14 protein-coding genes and 3 tRNA genes are annotated in these 16,842 nt (G+C 46.5%); 15 read left to right on the top strand and 2 right to left on the bottom strand.

The features are described 5' to 3' along the window. Nucleotides 1-239: 239 nt before the first annotated feature. Entirely contained in the window at nucleotides 240-1,580 is a 1,341-nt protein-coding gene (locus tag ACTO17_RS13855) for a butyryl-CoA:acetate CoA-transferase (protein ID WP_482558340.1), read from the bottom strand. A gap of 206 nt (nucleotides 1,581-1,786) precedes the next feature. Here ACTO17_RS13855 and ACTO17_RS13850 point away from each other — a divergent pair, with 206 nt between their 5' ends. The 7 genes from ACTO17_RS13850 (at nucleotide 1,787) to ACTO17_RS13820 (ending at nucleotide 10,789) form a co-directional block, all read left to right on the top strand. Next, a complete protein-coding gene (locus ACTO17_RS13850) occupies nucleotides 1,787-3,277 on the top strand; it encodes a methyl-accepting chemotaxis protein (protein WP_172539520.1) in 1,491 nt (496 codons plus the stop codon). A 71-nt stretch (nucleotides 3,278-3,348) separates the two neighbouring features. Next, the gene (locus tag ACTO17_RS13845) at nucleotides 3,349-4,029 is read left to right on the top strand and encodes a TIGR00266 family protein (RefSeq protein ID WP_482558339.1); all 681 of its coding nucleotides are present in this window, start codon (nucleotides 3,349-3,351) and stop codon (nucleotides 4,027-4,029) included. Between the two features lie 274 nt (nucleotides 4,030-4,303). After that, on the top strand, nucleotides 4,304-5,167 hold the full coding sequence (gene kduI, locus ACTO17_RS13840) for a 5-dehydro-4-deoxy-D-glucuronate isomerase (RefSeq protein ID WP_482558338.1): 864 nt from the start codon (nucleotides 4,304-4,306) through the stop codon (nucleotides 5,165-5,167). 102 nt (nucleotides 5,168-5,269) lie between these two features. Continuing rightward, complete coding sequence (locus ACTO17_RS13835; RefSeq protein WP_482558337.1) at nucleotides 5,270-7,327, top strand: DUF2264 domain-containing protein; 2,058 nt, start codon at nucleotides 5,270-5,272, stop codon at nucleotides 7,325-7,327. A 223-nt stretch (nucleotides 7,328-7,550) separates the two neighbouring features. After that, the gene (locus ACTO17_RS13830) at nucleotides 7,551-8,921 is read left to right on the top strand and encodes an ABC transporter substrate-binding protein (protein ID WP_482558336.1); all 1,371 of its coding nucleotides are present in this window, start codon (nucleotides 7,551-7,553) and stop codon (nucleotides 8,919-8,921) included. A gap of 75 nt (nucleotides 8,922-8,996) precedes the next feature. Next, nucleotides 8,997-9,896 carry a carbohydrate ABC transporter permease gene (locus ACTO17_RS13825; protein WP_016285682.1) on the top strand — a complete coding sequence of 300 codons (900 nt, stop codon included), beginning with the start codon at nucleotides 8,997-8,999 and terminating at the stop codon, nucleotides 9,894-9,896. 20 nt (nucleotides 9,897-9,916) lie between these two features. Then, nucleotides 9,917-10,789, top strand: coding sequence for a carbohydrate ABC transporter permease (locus ACTO17_RS13820; RefSeq protein WP_482558335.1), 873 nt, complete (start codon nucleotides 9,917-9,919; stop codon nucleotides 10,787-10,789). Between the two features lie 56 nt (nucleotides 10,790-10,845). Here the strand turns inward: ACTO17_RS13820 and ACTO17_RS13815 are convergent, their stop codons facing one another. Next, nucleotides 10,846-11,694: an AraC family transcriptional regulator gene (locus tag ACTO17_RS13815; RefSeq protein ID WP_482558334.1), complete on the bottom strand. Its 849-nt coding sequence runs from the start codon at nucleotides 11,692-11,694 to the stop codon at nucleotides 10,846-10,848. A gap of 187 nt (nucleotides 11,695-11,881) precedes the next feature. Here ACTO17_RS13815 and ACTO17_RS13810 point away from each other — a divergent pair, with 187 nt between their 5' ends. The 8 genes from ACTO17_RS13810 to ACTO17_RS13775 all read left to right on the top strand — a co-directional run bounded on the left by ACTO17_RS13810 (nucleotide 11,882) and on the right by ACTO17_RS13775 (nucleotide 16,840). Then, nucleotides 11,882-12,040: a hypothetical protein gene (locus ACTO17_RS13810; protein ID WP_482558333.1), complete on the top strand. Its 159-nt coding sequence runs from the start codon at nucleotides 11,882-11,884 to the stop codon at nucleotides 12,038-12,040. A gap of 75 nt (nucleotides 12,041-12,115) precedes the next feature. Beyond that, nucleotides 12,116-13,006 carry a glycoside hydrolase family 88 protein gene (locus ACTO17_RS13805; protein ID WP_482558332.1) on the top strand — a complete coding sequence of 297 codons (891 nt, stop codon included), beginning with the start codon at nucleotides 12,116-12,118 and terminating at the stop codon, nucleotides 13,004-13,006. Between the two features lie 19 nt (nucleotides 13,007-13,025). After that, nucleotides 13,026-13,814, top strand: a complete 789-nt coding sequence (locus ACTO17_RS13800; RefSeq protein WP_482558331.1) for a carbohydrate-binding protein — start codon at nucleotides 13,026-13,028, stop codon at nucleotides 13,812-13,814. Between the two features lie 25 nt (nucleotides 13,815-13,839). Then, on the top strand, nucleotides 13,840-14,640 hold the full coding sequence (locus ACTO17_RS13795) for a gluconate 5-dehydrogenase (RefSeq protein WP_482558330.1): 801 nt from the start codon (nucleotides 13,840-13,842) through the stop codon (nucleotides 14,638-14,640). Between the two features lie 122 nt (nucleotides 14,641-14,762). Continuing rightward, nucleotides 14,763-14,835 (top strand) — tRNA-Phe (locus ACTO17_RS13790). A gap of 25 nt (nucleotides 14,836-14,860) precedes the next feature. Beyond that, nucleotides 14,861-14,931: transfer RNA gene (locus tag ACTO17_RS13785), tRNA-Gly, on the top strand. A 3-nt stretch (nucleotides 14,932-14,934) separates the two neighbouring features. Beyond that, a tRNA-Gly gene (locus ACTO17_RS13780) sits at nucleotides 14,935-15,007 on the top strand. Between the two features lie 147 nt (nucleotides 15,008-15,154). Further along, on the top strand, nucleotides 15,155-16,840 hold the full coding sequence (locus ACTO17_RS13775; RefSeq protein WP_482558329.1) for a GGDEF domain-containing protein: 1,686 nt from the start codon (nucleotides 15,155-15,157) through the stop codon (nucleotides 16,838-16,840). Nucleotides 16,841-16,842: the final 2 nt, after the last annotated feature.

Below are 16,842 nucleotides of genomic sequence, written 5' to 3'. Positions count from 1 at the left end.
TCCCCTCTTCCCTTGTGCCGGCAGGAGAAGTTTTCACCACGAAAACCATTTACCGCTTTTATACGGAATAGAAGAAAAGGGCAATTGAAAGGGGCTGTCGGAAAACGGAATTTATACACAATATATAGTTGCAAGTTCTTAGAAGCCGCAGCTATATATTGTGAAAAATTGCTGTTTCCCGACAGCCCCTTTTTCAGCAAAGAGAAATTCTGTGTCTGATTTCAGCGCAGAACAGAGTGCTATTTATTGCTTCTTCTCCAGATGTGCATTTTCTCTGCTTCTTCAATCAGTTCATCCCGGAAATCCGGATGGGCCACGGAGATAATGGCCTCGCATTTCTGCCATGCAGATAATCCCTTCAGGTTCACCTTGCCGTATTCTGTCACAAGGAAGTGAATGTTGGCGCGGGTGTCAGTGACAATGGAGCCTGGATGCAGGGTGGGCAGAATTCTGGATTTTAACTGGCCGTCTTTGGTTTTGAAGGTGGAAGAACAGCAGATGAAGCTCTTGCCGCCGTTGGAAAGGTATGCGCCCAGTACAAAGTCAAGCTGTCCGCCGGCGCCGCTGATATGCTTGATTCCTGAGGATTCAGAGCTTACCTGGCCGAACAGGTCAATGTCCACCGCATTGTTGATGGACATGAAATTATCCAGTGCGGAAATGGAACGGATATCGTTGGTATAGCTTACAGGCGCGCTTAACAGTTCTGGATTGTCGTCCAGATAGTCGTACATTTTCTTGGTTCCTGCGCCGAATGCATAAGCCTGGCGGAACCGGTCAATATTTTTCCTGGAGCCGTTGATTTTTCCTGCTTTTGCAATATCAACAAAGGCATCCACATACATTTCTGTATGAACGCCCAGATCTTTTAAATCAGATTCCGCAATCAGGGAACCTACTGCATTGGGCATGCCGCCAATGCCCAGCTGCAGGCATGCGCCGTTTGGAATTTCTTCCACAATCAGTTTGGCTACTGCTTTATCTACGTCAGTGGCAGGACCGCCGGCTCCCAGTTCTCCGATGGGCGGATTCTCCCCTTCCACAATGAAATCCACATCGGAAATGTGCACGCCGTTTTCAAATCCGCCCAGACAGCGGGGCATATTCTCATTAACTTCTACAATAATCTTTGCAGATGTTTCGCAGACTGCAGCCATATGGGAAGCATTCGGCCCGAAGTTAAAGAATCCATGCTTGTCCATTGGCGCAACCTGGAACATGGCAACGTTGTTTTTCACAGATAAATCCCTGTAATAACGGGGCAGCTCTGAATAACGGATAGGCGCATAGTAAGCGCATCCCCGGTTGATCAGCTTCCGTTCAATTCCGGACATGTGCCAGGAATTCCAGGTGAAATGTTCTCCGGCGTCTTCACGTTCAAAGATTGCCAGGGGCTTTAAGAGAATGCCGCCCCGAAGATTGATGTCATGCAGTTCCTCTGTGCGTTCTGCCAGCGCCCGATCCAGAAGATCCGGCGTGGCGTTGCACCATCCGTAATCTATCCAATCGCCGGATTCAACAATTTTTACAGCTTCTTCGGCAGTTACAAGCTTCTGCGCATATTCCTGTGTGTAATCCATGGTTCAAACCTCCCTGAGATAAATAGATTGTTAAATATGTAACGTACGTTCATATTAGCATTTTTCCCGACAGGGGTCAATACATGGCGGCATATAATATGGAGGAAGCTTTTCGGAAATTAAAATAATTGTATAAATTTGTGTGGCTGAAATGCTGTTTATGTATTATAATAAGTAAAATTGGATTAATAATGGAGGAAGAGTGGATGGGAGAAGAAAAGTTTAAGTACCGAAAGAAAGAAGAACGATACCGGAGAATGAACCGGTTTAACCTGATCACCGTATTTGCCGCATTACTGATTGTGGTGGCCTATCTGTGGATGCAATTGATGGCGCACAACATTAATCCGGTTACAGTATATGCAAATACAATCGTTGTTGTACTTGCGGCAGCAGTGAATTTTGCGATCTATAGCCGGAATAAAGCGGGCTCTCTTCTGAGGCTGGTAATTGCCATTGAAATTGGTTTTGAATTCCTGATGCTGGCAGCCCAGACAGATGCGAAATTCATTGACGTTACTCTGATTGGAATGCTTGCCGTGGCAGTGCCTTATTATGATAAGAAATTCTGCAACAGGCTTGCCGCTGCCTATGCAGTTCTCTATGCCATGGAAGGTGCAATCAGACTGGCGAAGAATATTATGATTATGGAGCCGGATTCTATCTGCATGACTGTTATTTGCTACAGTATCTTTTTAATCCTTGCCAGGGTGGGAAGCATTTCCCAGACATTCAGCGATCATGCCCAGGGGGCCATTGAAGAGCAGAATGGAAAGCAGACGGTGATGCTTACGGATATCATTACTATTTCCAAGACAGTGAAGGAAGAATCTGATAAAAGCACGGGACTGGTGGGCGAACTGGTGGATTCCACCCAGACGGTGGCGCGAAGCATGCAGGAGATTTCGGCGGCGGCCAATACCACGGCGGAAAATATCTCAGAGCAGAGCATTATGACCCAGAGCATTCAGGAATCCATTGAGGAAACCAGAAGCCGTTCCAGTCAGATGGTGGATATTGCCAGAGCGTCCAATATCAGCATTCAGGAAAATATGCAGATCATGGAGAAGCTGAAGCTGCATGCCGCCCAGATTGCCGCTACCAATGAGCAGGTAACAGATTCCATGGGCAAACTGCAGAACCGGACGAAGGCGGTGGAGGAAATTGCGGGAATGATTCTGGATATTTCCAGCCAGACCAATCTCCTGGCGCTGAATGCGTCCATTGAAAGCGCCCGGGCAGGCGAAGCAGGCCGGGGATTTGCAGTAGTGGCAGATCAGATCCGCCAGTTGTCAGAACAGACCAAAGCATCTACTGAAGATATTACAAAAATTGTAAATGAACTGAATGAGAACGCCAGTGAAGTGGTGCATTCTGTGGAAAGCTCTGTGGGAGCCACAGCCAACCAGAATGAAATGATCCGCACTGCGGCAGACAGCTTCGGCAAACTGGATCAGAATATATCAGAATTGATTAGCGATATTCAGGAGATTGATTACAGAATCGGCAATCTGTCAGAATCCAACAACAGAATTGTAGAAAATATCGCTCACTTATCCGCTACCACGGAACAAGTAACCGCCAGTGCAGAGCAGGCGAACCAACTCAGTGAAAAGAATATGGAAGTTGCAGAGCAGACCAGGGAAGCCATTTCCATGATTCGGCACACAACGGAAGGAATGGAGCAATACATATAAAAGGGTGGCTATCCGGTAAAACGGATTGACATAAACTTACAAACTATAATTATATCAAAGGAGAAGAAGTTATGAGATATCAGGTAATCGGTGATACTATGCCGGCAGTGGAAGTTGTATTTGATGCAGCGGGGGAAACCATGTATACCCAGTCCGGAGGAATGGCGTGGATGTCAGAAGGCGTGTCCATGGATTCTAATATGAGAGGAGGTCTGGGGAAGAGCATCGGAAGAATGTTTTCCGGAGAATCTCTGTTTATGGCTACCTATAAAGCAGAACGTCCCGGAAGCATGATTGCTTTTGCGTCCACTGTGGCCGGAGAAGTTCTTCCTGTGGATGTGGGAGCCTGCGGAGGAATGATCTGCCAGAAAGGCGCCTTCCTGTGCGCGGAGGAAACAGTGAATCTGAGCGTTGCCCTTACCAAGAAAATGTCCGCCGGATTTTTCGGCGGAGAAGGATTTATCCTGCAGGATATTTCCGGCAAGGGAATGGTGTTTCTGGAAATTGACGGAAATAAAGTAGAGAAGCAGCTTGCGCCGGGAGAAGTGATTAAAGTGGATACCGGTAATGTGGTTGCCTTTGAAAAAACTGTAAAATATGAAGTGGAAACGGTAAAGGGCCTTAAAAATATTTTCTTCGGCGGCGAGGGATTGTTCCTGACGAAACTGACCGGGCCGGGAAGAATTGTTCTGCAGACACAGAACTTTAATGAATTTGCCGGAAGAATTGCCCGTATGATTCCGGGAAAATAACAGAAGGCAAAGAGACTGCGCTTTTCAACAGGATTTCTCCTTTTTGCATGGAATATTGGTTCCCTGCAGAAGGGAGAAATTTTTTGCCGTTGAAGCATGAATGCAGACAGCCTTTTGGTAAAGAAATCTGTGGAAATCTAAAAAAGAGAGCAAAAGAGAGATATTTTTTCACCGGAAAAAAAGCTATAATAAAATCATTGTACCGTGAGTCAAGTAATTTGACCAAAAGCATGTTTTTAAGTATCGAATATGGAAGAAAGGATGGTTTTACAGTATGGAACTGAGAACAGCGGCGTCCCCCAGAGACGTAAAACATTACACAACCCAGAGACTGAGAGAAGAATTTCTGATTCCGCAGCTTTTTTTTGAAGATTATATGAAACTGGTGTACAGCCATATCGACCGGATTATTACAGGCGGAGCAATGCCGGTGAAAAAGGAACTGAAGCTGGAGGCCGGAGAAGAGCTTCGGGCAAAATATTTTCTGGAAAGACGCGAGCTTGGCGTGATTAATATCGGAGGGGCCGGAAGCATTATCGTAGACGGGAAAGTCTATACCGTTGAACATAAGCAGGGTATGTACATTGGAAAAGGCGCGAAAGAAATTTCCTTTGCAAGCGCAGATCCGGAAAAACCGGCGAAATTCTATCTGAACAGCGCACCGGCCCATATGGCATATCCCACTGTTTTGATTAAGCGGGAAGGGGAGCAGGAAGAAGGCGTTGTAATTATCAAGGATGAGAATAAAGTGGAGCTGGGAAGTCTTGAGGATTCCAACCACCGCACTATCTGCAAATATATCCTTCCGGGACAGGTGGAAAGCTGCCAGCTTGAAATGGGAATGACAAGCCTGGAACCGGGAAGCGTATGGAATACGATGCCCTCCCATACCCATGACAGAAGAATGGAAGTTTATATGTATTTTGAATTGCCAGAGGACGCGTTTGTGATGCACTATATGGGCGAGCCCTCAGAGACCAGACACATTATAGTGAGAAATGAGCAGGCGGTGATTTCCCCCAGCTGGTCCATTCATTCCGGAAGCGGCTCCAGAAATTATACCTTTATCTGGGGAATGGTAGGAGAAAATCAGGATTTTGACGATATGGACGGCATAGCAATGCAGGATTTGATGTAAAGGCCTGGAAAAAGAAAAATCGGCTATTTCTGAAAACATTGACAGGGAGGAAACAGAATCATGAAAATTACGGCAGTAAAAGAGATTGTGGGAGAATAATCAGTGAATCAGAGATTTGTGCCAAAAGAGCCGGATTATGAGCGAAGCCCCTATACAGGCATGACAAGAAAACACTGGAAAGACGCGGCAAAATACCTCTTAGACGGGGTATTTTGCCATATCAGGGATATCAGCTCCCCGGTGCTTGTGCCCAGATATGAGAAAGAAGTCACCTATCCAAATGAAGCTTCGCCGGAATGGAAAAAGAAAGCGGAGATGTTCGAAGGGCTTGCCAGAAGCTTTTTTCTGGCGGCGCCCCTTCTTGCGGAAGATCCGGAGGTGACGGCCGGGGGGCTTCCTTTAAGAGAGTATTATAAGAAGCAGGTATTGGAAGCATGTACGCCGGGAGCGGAGAATTATGTTTTGGGTTATGAGGAGCTGTGCCGGCTCGAAGGGGAGCGGGAACCGCTGAACTTATATCAGCAGACGGTGGAAACCTGCGCCCTTGTCATCTGCCTGTGGGCCTGCAGAGCTGTAATTTGGGACGACTATGAAGAATCAGAGAGGCAGGTTATCCTTGATTTCATCGGAGGATATGCAGACAAGGCAACCGTGCCCCATAACTGGCGGATGTTTAATATGCTGTCCCTTGCCTTTCTGTGGATGAACGGGCAGGACATCGACGAGGATATGATGCGGCATCACGCAGCGGCAATCTTAAACTATTACAGCGGCGACGGCTGGTATCGGGACGGCAATTCCTTTGACTATTACTCGGTATGGGCATTCCAACTGTATGCGCCTCTTTGGTGTGTATGGTATGGATATGAGAAAGAACCATGTCTGGCTGCTGAATTTGAAGAGCATTCCAACCGGTTGATGGACAATTATCCGGTGATGTTTGATGAAAAGGGCTGGGTCAATATGTGGGGAAGAAGCGGCTTGTACCGGAATGCGGTGACTTCTGCTTTTACCGGCAATTATTTTTTGAAAAACCACAGGGCCAACCCGGGACTGGCCAGAAGAATTTCTTCAGGAGCCCTTCTGCAGTTTCTGGGGCGGGATGATATTCTGTGGGAAAGGGTTCCTGTTCTGGGATTTTACCGTCCCTTTCTGCCGATGATTCAGTCTTACAGCTGCGCGGAAAGCCCTCTTTGGATGGGAAAGGCATTTTTATGCCTGCTGCTGCCTGAGGAGCATCCTTTTTGGAGGGCAAAAGAGGAAAACGGCCTTTGGACGGCGATGAAGCCGGGAGAGACAAAAGAGACTGTTTTAGCGGGGCCCGGCCTGCACTTTTCCAACCATAAAGATAACGGAACCACAGAATTGCGGACCGGGAAGGTGGTTCGGGCTGTTTCAGACGAGGGCGGCATGTGCTGTTACGGCAAACTGGCTTACAGCAGCAAATATCCCTGGGAGGCGTTTACAGGCGCGGGGTGTGAATCCCAGATGTATCTGATAGCGGAAAAAGGAGGAGAAATCCTGTGCAGACCCAATGCCCTTTTGTGGAGCGCGGAGAAAGACGGGGCGCTGTACCGCCGCTGCCTGTTTGATTATGAATGGGGCAAAGAACTGCACTGGATGCATGCGATAGATTTGGCAGACCTGTCGGTGCCGGAAGGAATCATACGGGCGGACAGAATCAGGCTGAAGCCCTGCCGGGGCGGCGTGAGAATCACCCTCGGCTCCTATGGCTTTCCGGATATGGGGAATGTACAAATCCGGGAATTGGCCAGGGGCAATGCCAGGGCGGTGGTTCTGAAGGGAAAAGATTCCCAGGGAAGAGAAAAGCAGATGGCCATGACTGCGTACGGCATGTGGGAGAATCTCCGCCTGGCATACAGCCGGGAAACCAATGCAGATGCAGATCGGAGCATGATAATTTCCGCATCCTGTTCCAGAAAAAAACTGTATGGATACGAACCCTTTGTGCTGGTGAGTCAGGTGATTACAAGAGAATCTTTTGAGGATTTTACAGAAGAAGAGCTGTTCCCGGTTGAAGCCATCAAATACACAGATCCTCAGAACTGCGGAGGGTACGGGCCTGTCCGGCTTGAGCTGCGGGACGGAAGAAAAGTGACTATAGATTACGGAAAAACAGAAGGGAATCTTCAAATATAAACAAGATTTCCGGATGGAAATTCGAATATAATAGTGCAAAAAGTATCTATAAAAAGAGAAAAAATAAGGATAATTGTGCAATATGACAGTGTTTGGAAAGAAATTTATAAATTCTTGTTTACGGATTGACAAAAAATATAAAAAAAAGAACAATATATTTATAGAAACTTGTTGTGCAGACGTGTTATAATAAGTCTACAAAATTTAAAGGAGGAACAGGATCATGAAAAAGAAAGTACTCAGTTTATTACTGGCTGCTGTAATGGTTACAGGACTTACAGCATGCGGTACGAACGAAGGCGGCGGCAACAGTAAGTCAGACAGCGGCAATGAAACCAGTCAGGAAAGTGAGGATGCTGGGGATAGCGAGGATGCCGGAGACAGCGAGGACGCTGGAGACAGCGAAGCAGCCGGCGGCAATTACGAAGGCGTTGAGCTTACATATTGGTCCATGTGGGCAAACACAGAGCCTCAGGGAAAGGTAATCCAGGCAGCAGTGGATAAGTTCCAGGAAGAAACTGGCGCTAAGGTTACCATTGAATGGAAAAACCGTGACGTCAAGGACATCCTGAACTCAGCATTAGAGTCCAAAGAGAACATCGACCTGTTCGAGGACGATTATAAGAGAATCGCCCAGAATTATGTAAAATATGTAGCAGACCTTTCCGAGATGGCAGAGGCTGCAGGATATGCAGACAAGAGCTATGCGGTATTCCAGACCCAGCAGAAAGCATGGGCACAGAAAAAGACAGGATCAGAGAAGTTTACTTCTCTTGCAGAACAGCCTCAGGTTGGTGGAATCTTTTACCGGAAAGACCTTTTTGAAAAGGCTGGCGTAGAAGTTCCGACTACATGGACCGAATTTATGGAAGTATGTAAGACCTTGAAAGAGAATGGCATTCAGCCATTGGCTCTTGACAGCGCTTATGCATCCTTCGCATTTGGTTATCATCTTTCCCGTTATGTACCGGAGGAAACCATCAGCGAAATGTCAAAAGAAGGCGGCTGGAGCAGCAATGCAGACGTTGCAGCAGCAGCAGACAGCATGATTGAGTTCGTAAACGCTGGATACCTTGCAGATGGCGCACCAGATGAATACCCGAATTCTCAGAACAAGATTGGTATGAGTGATGAAGTTGCAATGGTAATTTGTGCAAATTACGTTACCACAGAAGTAAACAATACCACAAAGGTAGAGCTTGAATGGGGACTGTTCAACTATCCTGGCGTAGAAGGCAAAGATGATCTTGCGGCAAGCGCATATGCAGGAGCAAACTCCATCGCAATCACAGATTACTGCGAGAATAAACAGGCAGCGTTTGACCTGGCTATGATGATTGTTACCGGTGAGATCGACCAGCAGATGGCAAATGAAGCAGGACAGATTCCGGCAGATCCGGCAAACCAGGCTCCGGCATCCCAGGATGGTACGGTTGAAGTTTTAAAAGCAACCACCGCTCCTCTTGCTTGGAACATGGGAATTGGAGAAAATCCTGACTTGTATCCGAAACTCGATGAGTGCATAATTCAATTATTTGAAGGTAAATTTGCTACTGGTGCAGACTTTGCAAAGGCTCTGGATGGATTATACTAAGCAAGTAGTATATGGTTAAAGAGTGGCGTCTGTAATGGACGCCACTATATTTTTGTCAAGAGGTGGGATGAGAATATGAAATCAAAGAAGAATCGGTTATTTATTATAGCGTTTACGCTTCCCTGCGCCTTGAGTTTATTTATCATGTACCTGTATCCAATCGTGCGTACAGTGATTATGAGCTTCTTCGGTGTGGAAAGTGTAACAGCCCGTATGTCGGAGTGGTCTTTTAATGGAATAGCAAATTACCAGAAAATATTTTCAAGCCCTACGTTTCATCAGGCAATAAGAAATATGGCTTTGATTTGGATCGTAGGGGGGATTCTGGTGTTGTCGTTTGCGCTGTTATTTGCAGTGATCCTTACCAGCGGTATTCGGTTTAAGAAATTTTTCCGTGCCGCAATTTATATGCCGAATATCATCAGCGCAGTTGCATTGGCAACCATGTGGATTCAGTATATTTACAATCAGGAATACGGTCTGCTGAATAAATTTCTGGAAGCCTTGGGGCTGGAAGGAAAGAATTGGATGGGAACGGATATGAAGTTCTGGGCAATGCTCGTTGCATTCGTATTTGGAGCCGTTGGATATTATATGCTGATTTTCATAAACGGAATTGAACGGATTTCGGGGGATATTTTTGAGGCGGCAACCATTGACGGAGCAAATAAGATACAGCAGTTTTTCAGTATTACCATGCCACTGCTGCGCAGCATCTTTAAGACAAATATTACATTTTGGAGTATTAACTGTATCTCCTTCTTCCTCTGGTCCAAAATGTTTGCTCCGGTCAACACAGAGGCATCTACGGTAGTGCCTGTAGTCTACCTGTATGACACTGTGTTTGGAACTACCGGAAATGTAACAAGAGATGCCGGAGCCGGCGCGGCAATCGGCGTTGTCTTGTCACTCTTTATAGCAGTTGTTTACTTTATTATGAACAAAGTAATCAAAGATGATGATTTGGAATTCTAAGGGCGGAATGGAGTGATAAAATGAGGAAAAAAGAAAAAGTAGTATATAGGGAAAAAATAAACTGGAAAAAAGAAGCTGCGCTTCTTCCGGGATATGTAATCGTACTGATCTGGATCATGTTTACTGCTGCATTCCTGTTTTGGATTATCGCAGCCAGCCTTTCTACATCCAGAGAGATTTTTTCTGGAAATGTGTTTAAGTTTGCGACAGGCATACATTTTGAAAACTATGTAAATGCATGGGCAGCCAGCAATGTTTCAGTATTCTTTGGCAACTCTCTGATGTATGCCGTGGTAACCTGTGTATGCGTGATTTTGATATCAGCGCCAGCAGCCTACGTATTGTCAAGGTATACATTTCTTGGAAGAAAGCCCATGAGATTTAGCTTGATTTTGGCAATGAGTATTCCAGAGGTTATGATTATCATGCCGATCTATTCCTTATCGGCCCAGTATCATATTAAGGGCAGGATTCTTCTGATGGTGCTTTATATCTTCCTGCGTGTGCCGTTTACTACCACATATCTGCTGAACTTCTTTGCCAGCTTATCAAAAAGCTACGAGGAAGCAGCAACCATTGATGGATGTACGCCGGCAAAGACTTTCTGGCAGATTATGCTGCCATTGGTGCAGCCAGCGCTGATTACAGTTACAATCTTTAACTTCTTAAGCGTATGGAACGAGTTCTTTATGGCTCTTATCTTTGCATCGTCATCCGATATGACGCCAGTTGGCGTAGGACTTTTGCAGATTGTCAACGGTATGAAATATTCAGGAGACTACGGCGGACTGTTTGCAGCGGTTATCATTGTATTCCTGCCGACCTTCCTGCTTTACATTTTCTTATCAGAGAAGATTATTTCAGGAGTTACCGGAGGCGGAGTCAAAGGTTAACCGGACAGTATGGGATTATAGCGGGCTGGCATGGCAGGGCTGTGCCGGCCCGTATTTTAAGAGGGAGAATTGCCGTCCTTTTTGCTGTTCTGGCGGTACTTAATGGGAGTAATGCCGTGTTTTTTATGAAATGCCTGTGTAAAATAAGACTGAGAAGAAAATCCGGTGGCTGAGGCAATGTCTGCAATCGGAAAATCCGTCTTTTGCAGGAGGTGGCAGGCTGTTTGCAGACGAATTTCATTCAGGTACTGGATAGGGGACAAGCCGGTATACTTCGCGAAAGAGTGGCTGATGTAGTATTTGTTCATATGGGTCAGCTTGGTCAGAGTATCCAGCGTAATATTTTCCGCATAGTTGGTGTCCAGATATTCTTTGATCTTTGCGCATTCCTTGGTCATCTTTGTAGCTGTGGCAGGCACCACATTCACCTGCTGGCTGTGAAGAATCTTGAGAATCAAAAGCTCCAGCAGCTTCTGGCAGATGGCGTCCGTCAGGCTGTCGTGGCTGCGGACTTCGCAGTACATTTGTTCAAACAGTGTCTGAATAAAGCTGTTTGAACGGAAATTGCAGAAAATCTGTGAAAGGCGCTGTTCATTTTTTAATTGGAAAGCAACGCCGTCAACAGCCAGAACATAATATTTTAAAGAGGTTCCGGGAAAAGACTGCTCGGTATGCTCGGTATAAGGAGGTATGATGATAAGATCCCCTTTCTGGATTGAGGAAAATGTTTCGTCCCGGAACAGAAACTGCCCTTCCCCTTCTATAATATAAAAAAGTTCTGTAAACTGATGGGTGTGGAGTATATTCTGCCAATCAGCGTCGTCTTTCGATAAGGAGATGGACAGCAGCCGGGTGTTTACTAACTGATCGTCCGCATTTGTAATTGAATAATAGCGATGTCCCATGTGAACACCTCCTGGAGTGTTAGGGTTGTAAATGTTGCCCTGATTTAAGAAGCTTCAAGGAAAATCATGTAGTATTACAATAATATATGAACGGGAAAAAAGCAAGGAAAATAAACGAAAACATCCGGCAGGGAAATAAAATATGGTAAAAATGATTGTAATTCTGTAAAGAAAGGATGAATTCAGAATGAAAACGTTACATAATGAAAAGGAGGAACTCTGGATCAAAGAGGAGCTGGAACGCTGTCTGAACATACTGGATCGGAATATGGAGCGTTTTGGAGAAGCCTTCCCCTCGGCATGCGCGGTAGAGGGAACATATGAGATTACTCCCAATCATGACTGAACCAACGGGTTCTGGACCGGGATGCTCTGGATTGCTTATGAGTACAGCGGGCAGGAGAAATAGAAAGAGTCCGCTTTGAGAAACATAAAAAGCTTTGAACAGCGCCTGAAAGACCATTATGTGCTGGACCATCATGATATTGGATTTTTATACAGCTTATCTGTTGTGGCGGGATACCGTGTTCTGAAGGATGAAACCCTGAAACCGGTGATTCTTTGGGCTGCAAAGGAGCTGGCCGCAAGATTTCAGGAAAAAGGCGGATTTATTCAGGCCTGGGGCAAGATGGGGGCTGACCAGGAATACCGCCTGATCATCGATTCCCTGATGAATCTTCCCCTTCTTTATGAGGCATACAGGCTGACCGGGGAAGAATCATACCGGAGGATAGCGGATTCCCACTATGACAAAGTGATCAGCAATATTGTCAGGGAGGATTATTCCACCTATCATACCTTTTATTTTCATCCGGAAACCGGAAAACCGGATCACGGAGCCACGCATCAGGGACATTCGGATCATTCCTGCTGGGCCAGGGGACAGGCATGGGCCATTCTGGGAATGCCTCTTCATGCAAGAACTGCGGGAGAGCCTTTTACAGAAAAAGAAACTCTGCTGTATGAAAATGTGGTGAAATATTTTGAAACTCATCTTCCGCCGGATGGGATGCCGTATTGGGATCTGTTCTTTGGGGAAGGCTCAGACATGCCAAGGGACAGCTCGGCGCTGGCAATTGCAGCGTGCGGTATGCTGGAAACAGGAAATACCGAACGGGCAAAAGAGATGATGCAGGTATTAAAACAGGGAGCATCCTCTGAGAAGGAGCCGGAATCTGAGGGGTTATTGCTGCACAGTGTATATACCTACAGGCTGAATGAAGGCGTGGATGAGCCATGCATCTGGGGCGATTATTTTTATCTGGAGGCCCTTTACCGGATGTGGAATCCTAACTGGGGAACCTATTGGTAGAAGCTGAGAAGGAGATATTATGGGACGAATTGATATTAAGATTGTAAATATCCGGGGCGAGGAGCTTCAGGCGGTCTCTGGCCGGCAGGAAGCAGTCCTTGTGTATCGGGGCGCATATACGCCCGGTGATAAAATTATTGTGGAAATAGAAGAAAAGAACACGTTCTATTGGATGCAGATGGATGAATCTGTGGGAAAATCTATGGTGTATCTGACGGGAACAGTCATATATGAGATTCCCTTTGAAGAACGCAGGCTGAATCTGTCGCCCAAGGCATTTGCCGGAGACTGTCATCTGATCAGCATTCGGAAGGCGCGGGAATTCGAATCTCAATGCTACCGCAACCTGTCTGAGAATGTGAACGATCAGCATGGCGGAGAGAATTGTTTTCCCCATGCGTCGGCAAACGTAGAGACCAGAGGGGAATCTGTATTTGCGGCGATGAACGCCATTGACGGGGTGATTGCGCCTGAAAGCCACGGAAACTGGCCTTATCAGTCCTGGGGTATTAATCGGAGAGAGGATGCGTGCTGGCGGCTGGACTTCGGAAGAACAGTGGTAACTGACAGAATTGTTGTCCATCTGCGGGCGGATTTTCCCCATGATAACTGGTGGAACCAGGGAAAACTTACATTTTCAGACGGCAGTGAGCTGATTCTTCACTGGGAACAGGGCGGACATGGACAGGAAGCGTGCTTTGAGAAAAAAGAGATTGACTGGCTGGAATTGTCGGAACTTAAGAAAGCAGAGGGAACCTCGCCGTTTCCGGCTTTGTCCCAGTTGATTGTATATGGAACGGAAAAATAGGAACTGAATGTCAGGAGGAAGAAACATGGGCATAACGGAAAAATTTTCACTGGAAGGAAAGGTTGCGCTTGTAACAGGAGGCGCTTACGGAATCGGTTTCGCAATGGCTGAGGCAATGGCGCAGGCGGGAGCGAAGATTGCCTTTAACTGCCGGGGAACAGAGCATATGGAGAAGGCTCTGGCAGACTATCAGGCGAAGGGGATCGGCGCCAGGGGATATATCTGTGATGTTACAAAGGAAGAACAGGTGACGGAGATGGTGGCTTCCATTAAGGAAGAACTGGGAGTCATTGATATTTTAGTAAACAACGCGGGGATTATCAGGCGAATCCCCATGACGGAGATGAGCGCAGAGGAATTCCGCCAGGTGATTGACATTGACTTAAACGCGCCGTTTATTATGGCGAAAGCTGTCATTCCGGATATGATTGCCAAAGGCCATGGAAAGATCATCAATATCTGTTCCATGATGAGCGAGCTGGGCCGCGAGACGGTGTCTGCTTATGCAGCGGCAAAGGGCGGACTGAAAATGCTTACCAAAAATATTGCTTCAGAGTACGGCCAGTATAACATCCAGTGCAACGGAATCGGGCCGGGATACATTGCCACTCCCCAGACCGCTCCCCTTCGCGAGAGACAGGAGGACGGAAGCAGGCATCCCTTTGATCAGTTTATCATTGCCAAAACGCCTATGGCAAGATGGGGGAATCCGGAGGATCTTGCGGGCCCGGCGGTATTTCTGGCTTCTGACGCCTCCGATTTTGTGAACGGACATATCCTGTATGTGGACGGCGGTATTCTTGCGTATATCGGCAAACAGCCGTAGAGCGCATAAACGTTCTTCCCCGGCGGATGTTCCCCGGGGAAGAAAAATATAAAAAAATGAAAAAAGGTATTGACATTTTGGCAATAAGCGGTTAGAATAATATCGTTGTTGGAAAACAGCAAGCCCAGTTAGCTCAGTTGGTAGAGCAGAGGACTGAAAATCCTCGTGTCTCTGGTTCGATTCCGGAACTGGGCACTAGGACTGAATCATATATTGTTCTGCGGGTGTAGTTCAATGGTAGAACACTAGCCTTCCAAGCTAGATACGTGGGTTCGATTCCCATCACCCGCTTCTGCGATAGTGGCGTAGTTGGTAACGCGCGACCTTGCCAAGGTCGAGACCGCGGGTTCGAGCCCCGTCTATCGCTCTCACGAAGAAGCTTTCGGATATACCGAAGGCTTTTTTAAATTAATTAAGAAATACAAATGCGTTTCGCTATTCCACTTTTCTCTGATTTATGATAAAATAAGCCCTGAGGACTGACGGGGACTTAATGGGGATGGAAGGAGAAGAAATGAAGCTTTTAAAGATGCATTTGACAGAAATAGCAATTGCGGTTCTCTTTGTACTATTGGTGATTTGTTTTTACAGAGTAAATGACGGGGGGAAGAACAGAACCGGAAATATTTCCTATAATGAAAACTGGAGCTGCGTGACGGAAGAGGGAAGCAGGGAATACCGGAAGCTTCCGGATTTGATTGAGGTATCCGGAGACAGAAAAGAAATTGTGCTGAGAAAGGAACTGGGAGAAGAAGCTGACAATGCCAGTTCCATCGGCTTTTTTACAACGCACCAAGAAGTGGAAGCATATGTAGAAAGCCAGTTGGTTTATCAGAAAAAAGTGCCGAAGTATGTGAAAAGCAAAACCCCCGGAAATTGTTGGAATTTTATTCCGGTTCAGGAGAATTACCGGGGAAAAACATTGGAAATCCGGCTGAAGAACTGTTATAAATTTAATTATGTAAGGCTGCCGAAATTTACATATGGGCCGCAGTCGTCCATCCTGGTGCAGCAGTTGGAAGACCGGGCGCTGTCACTGGTGTTTGGAATCGGCATGATGGTGGTGGGACTGATGCTTGTTATAAGCTGGTGTACCATTGGAAAGAAAATGCATTTTCATGAAGGAATCCTGTGGCTTGGGCTTTTTACAGTTTATTTTTCCATCTGGTCTACCATGGAAACACAGATTCCGGCGCTGGTGTTTGAACGGGAGCTGCTGTGCAATCAGATTACTTTTCTGATGCTGAAGATGATGATACTTCCCATTGTATGCTTCATCCGGGTGGTATATCAGATGAAGGGCAGCCGTCTGTGGAATGTATTTGCCTGGCTGGGGGTTCTGGATTTTGCAGTGAGCTTTATCGGGCAGTTTTTCGGTTGGTTTGATTACAGGGAAAGCATCTTTCTTACCCATATTCTGGGCATTGCCGTAATTTTGGCCGCGGCAGTATGCGGCGGCAGGATTCTGGTGGAACGAAGGCAGGAAATTTTTTGTCGGAGGCGCAAAATATATCGGAATATTATCGGGATTTGCCTGGTGGGGGGATGTATGCTGACGGATGCGGTGAATTATTATCACCGGGCCTATGAGGATGTGGCAACTTTTTCCAGAGTGGGATGCCTGTTGTTTATTCTTATCCTGACGGCGGAGTTTCTGGAAGATTCCATGAATCTGATAGAAGCGGGAAAACAGGCGGAGACTCTGAAGGAAGAAGCGGAGCGGGACGGGCTTACCATGCTGAAAAACCGCAGGATTTTTGAAATTGATTTAATCGGAGTTCCGGAAAATGAGTTAAAAGAATATGAAATTGTCATGTTTGATTTGAATAATTTAAAACGGATGAATGATGAGTACGGACACCACATGGGAGATTATTATATTATCTCAGGAAGTGAAATTATTCAGGATGTGTTCGGCTCTCTGGGAGAGATTTACCGGATTGGCGGAGACGAGTTCTGTCTGATTGCCCGCGGGCTTACCAGACAGGATTATATAAAAAGGGCCGAGCGGATGTGCAGTTGGATGTCAAGCCTGAAGGGAGCCCATGTGGAAGGACTGATGCAGATTGCTTCGGGATTTGCAGCCTTTAACCGGAATACGGACCGGAATCTGCTGGACACCATGGAACGCGCAGATAAGGAAATGTATCAGTGCAAAAGGAAACAAAAAGCGCAGAATGCGCAGGGAGGAGGGTGCTAGAG

Source organism: Petralouisia sp. (assembly GCF_056822245.1).
Note: the sequence above shows the minus strand (reverse complement) of the source record. Positions and strands in the feature narration are given on the sequence as shown.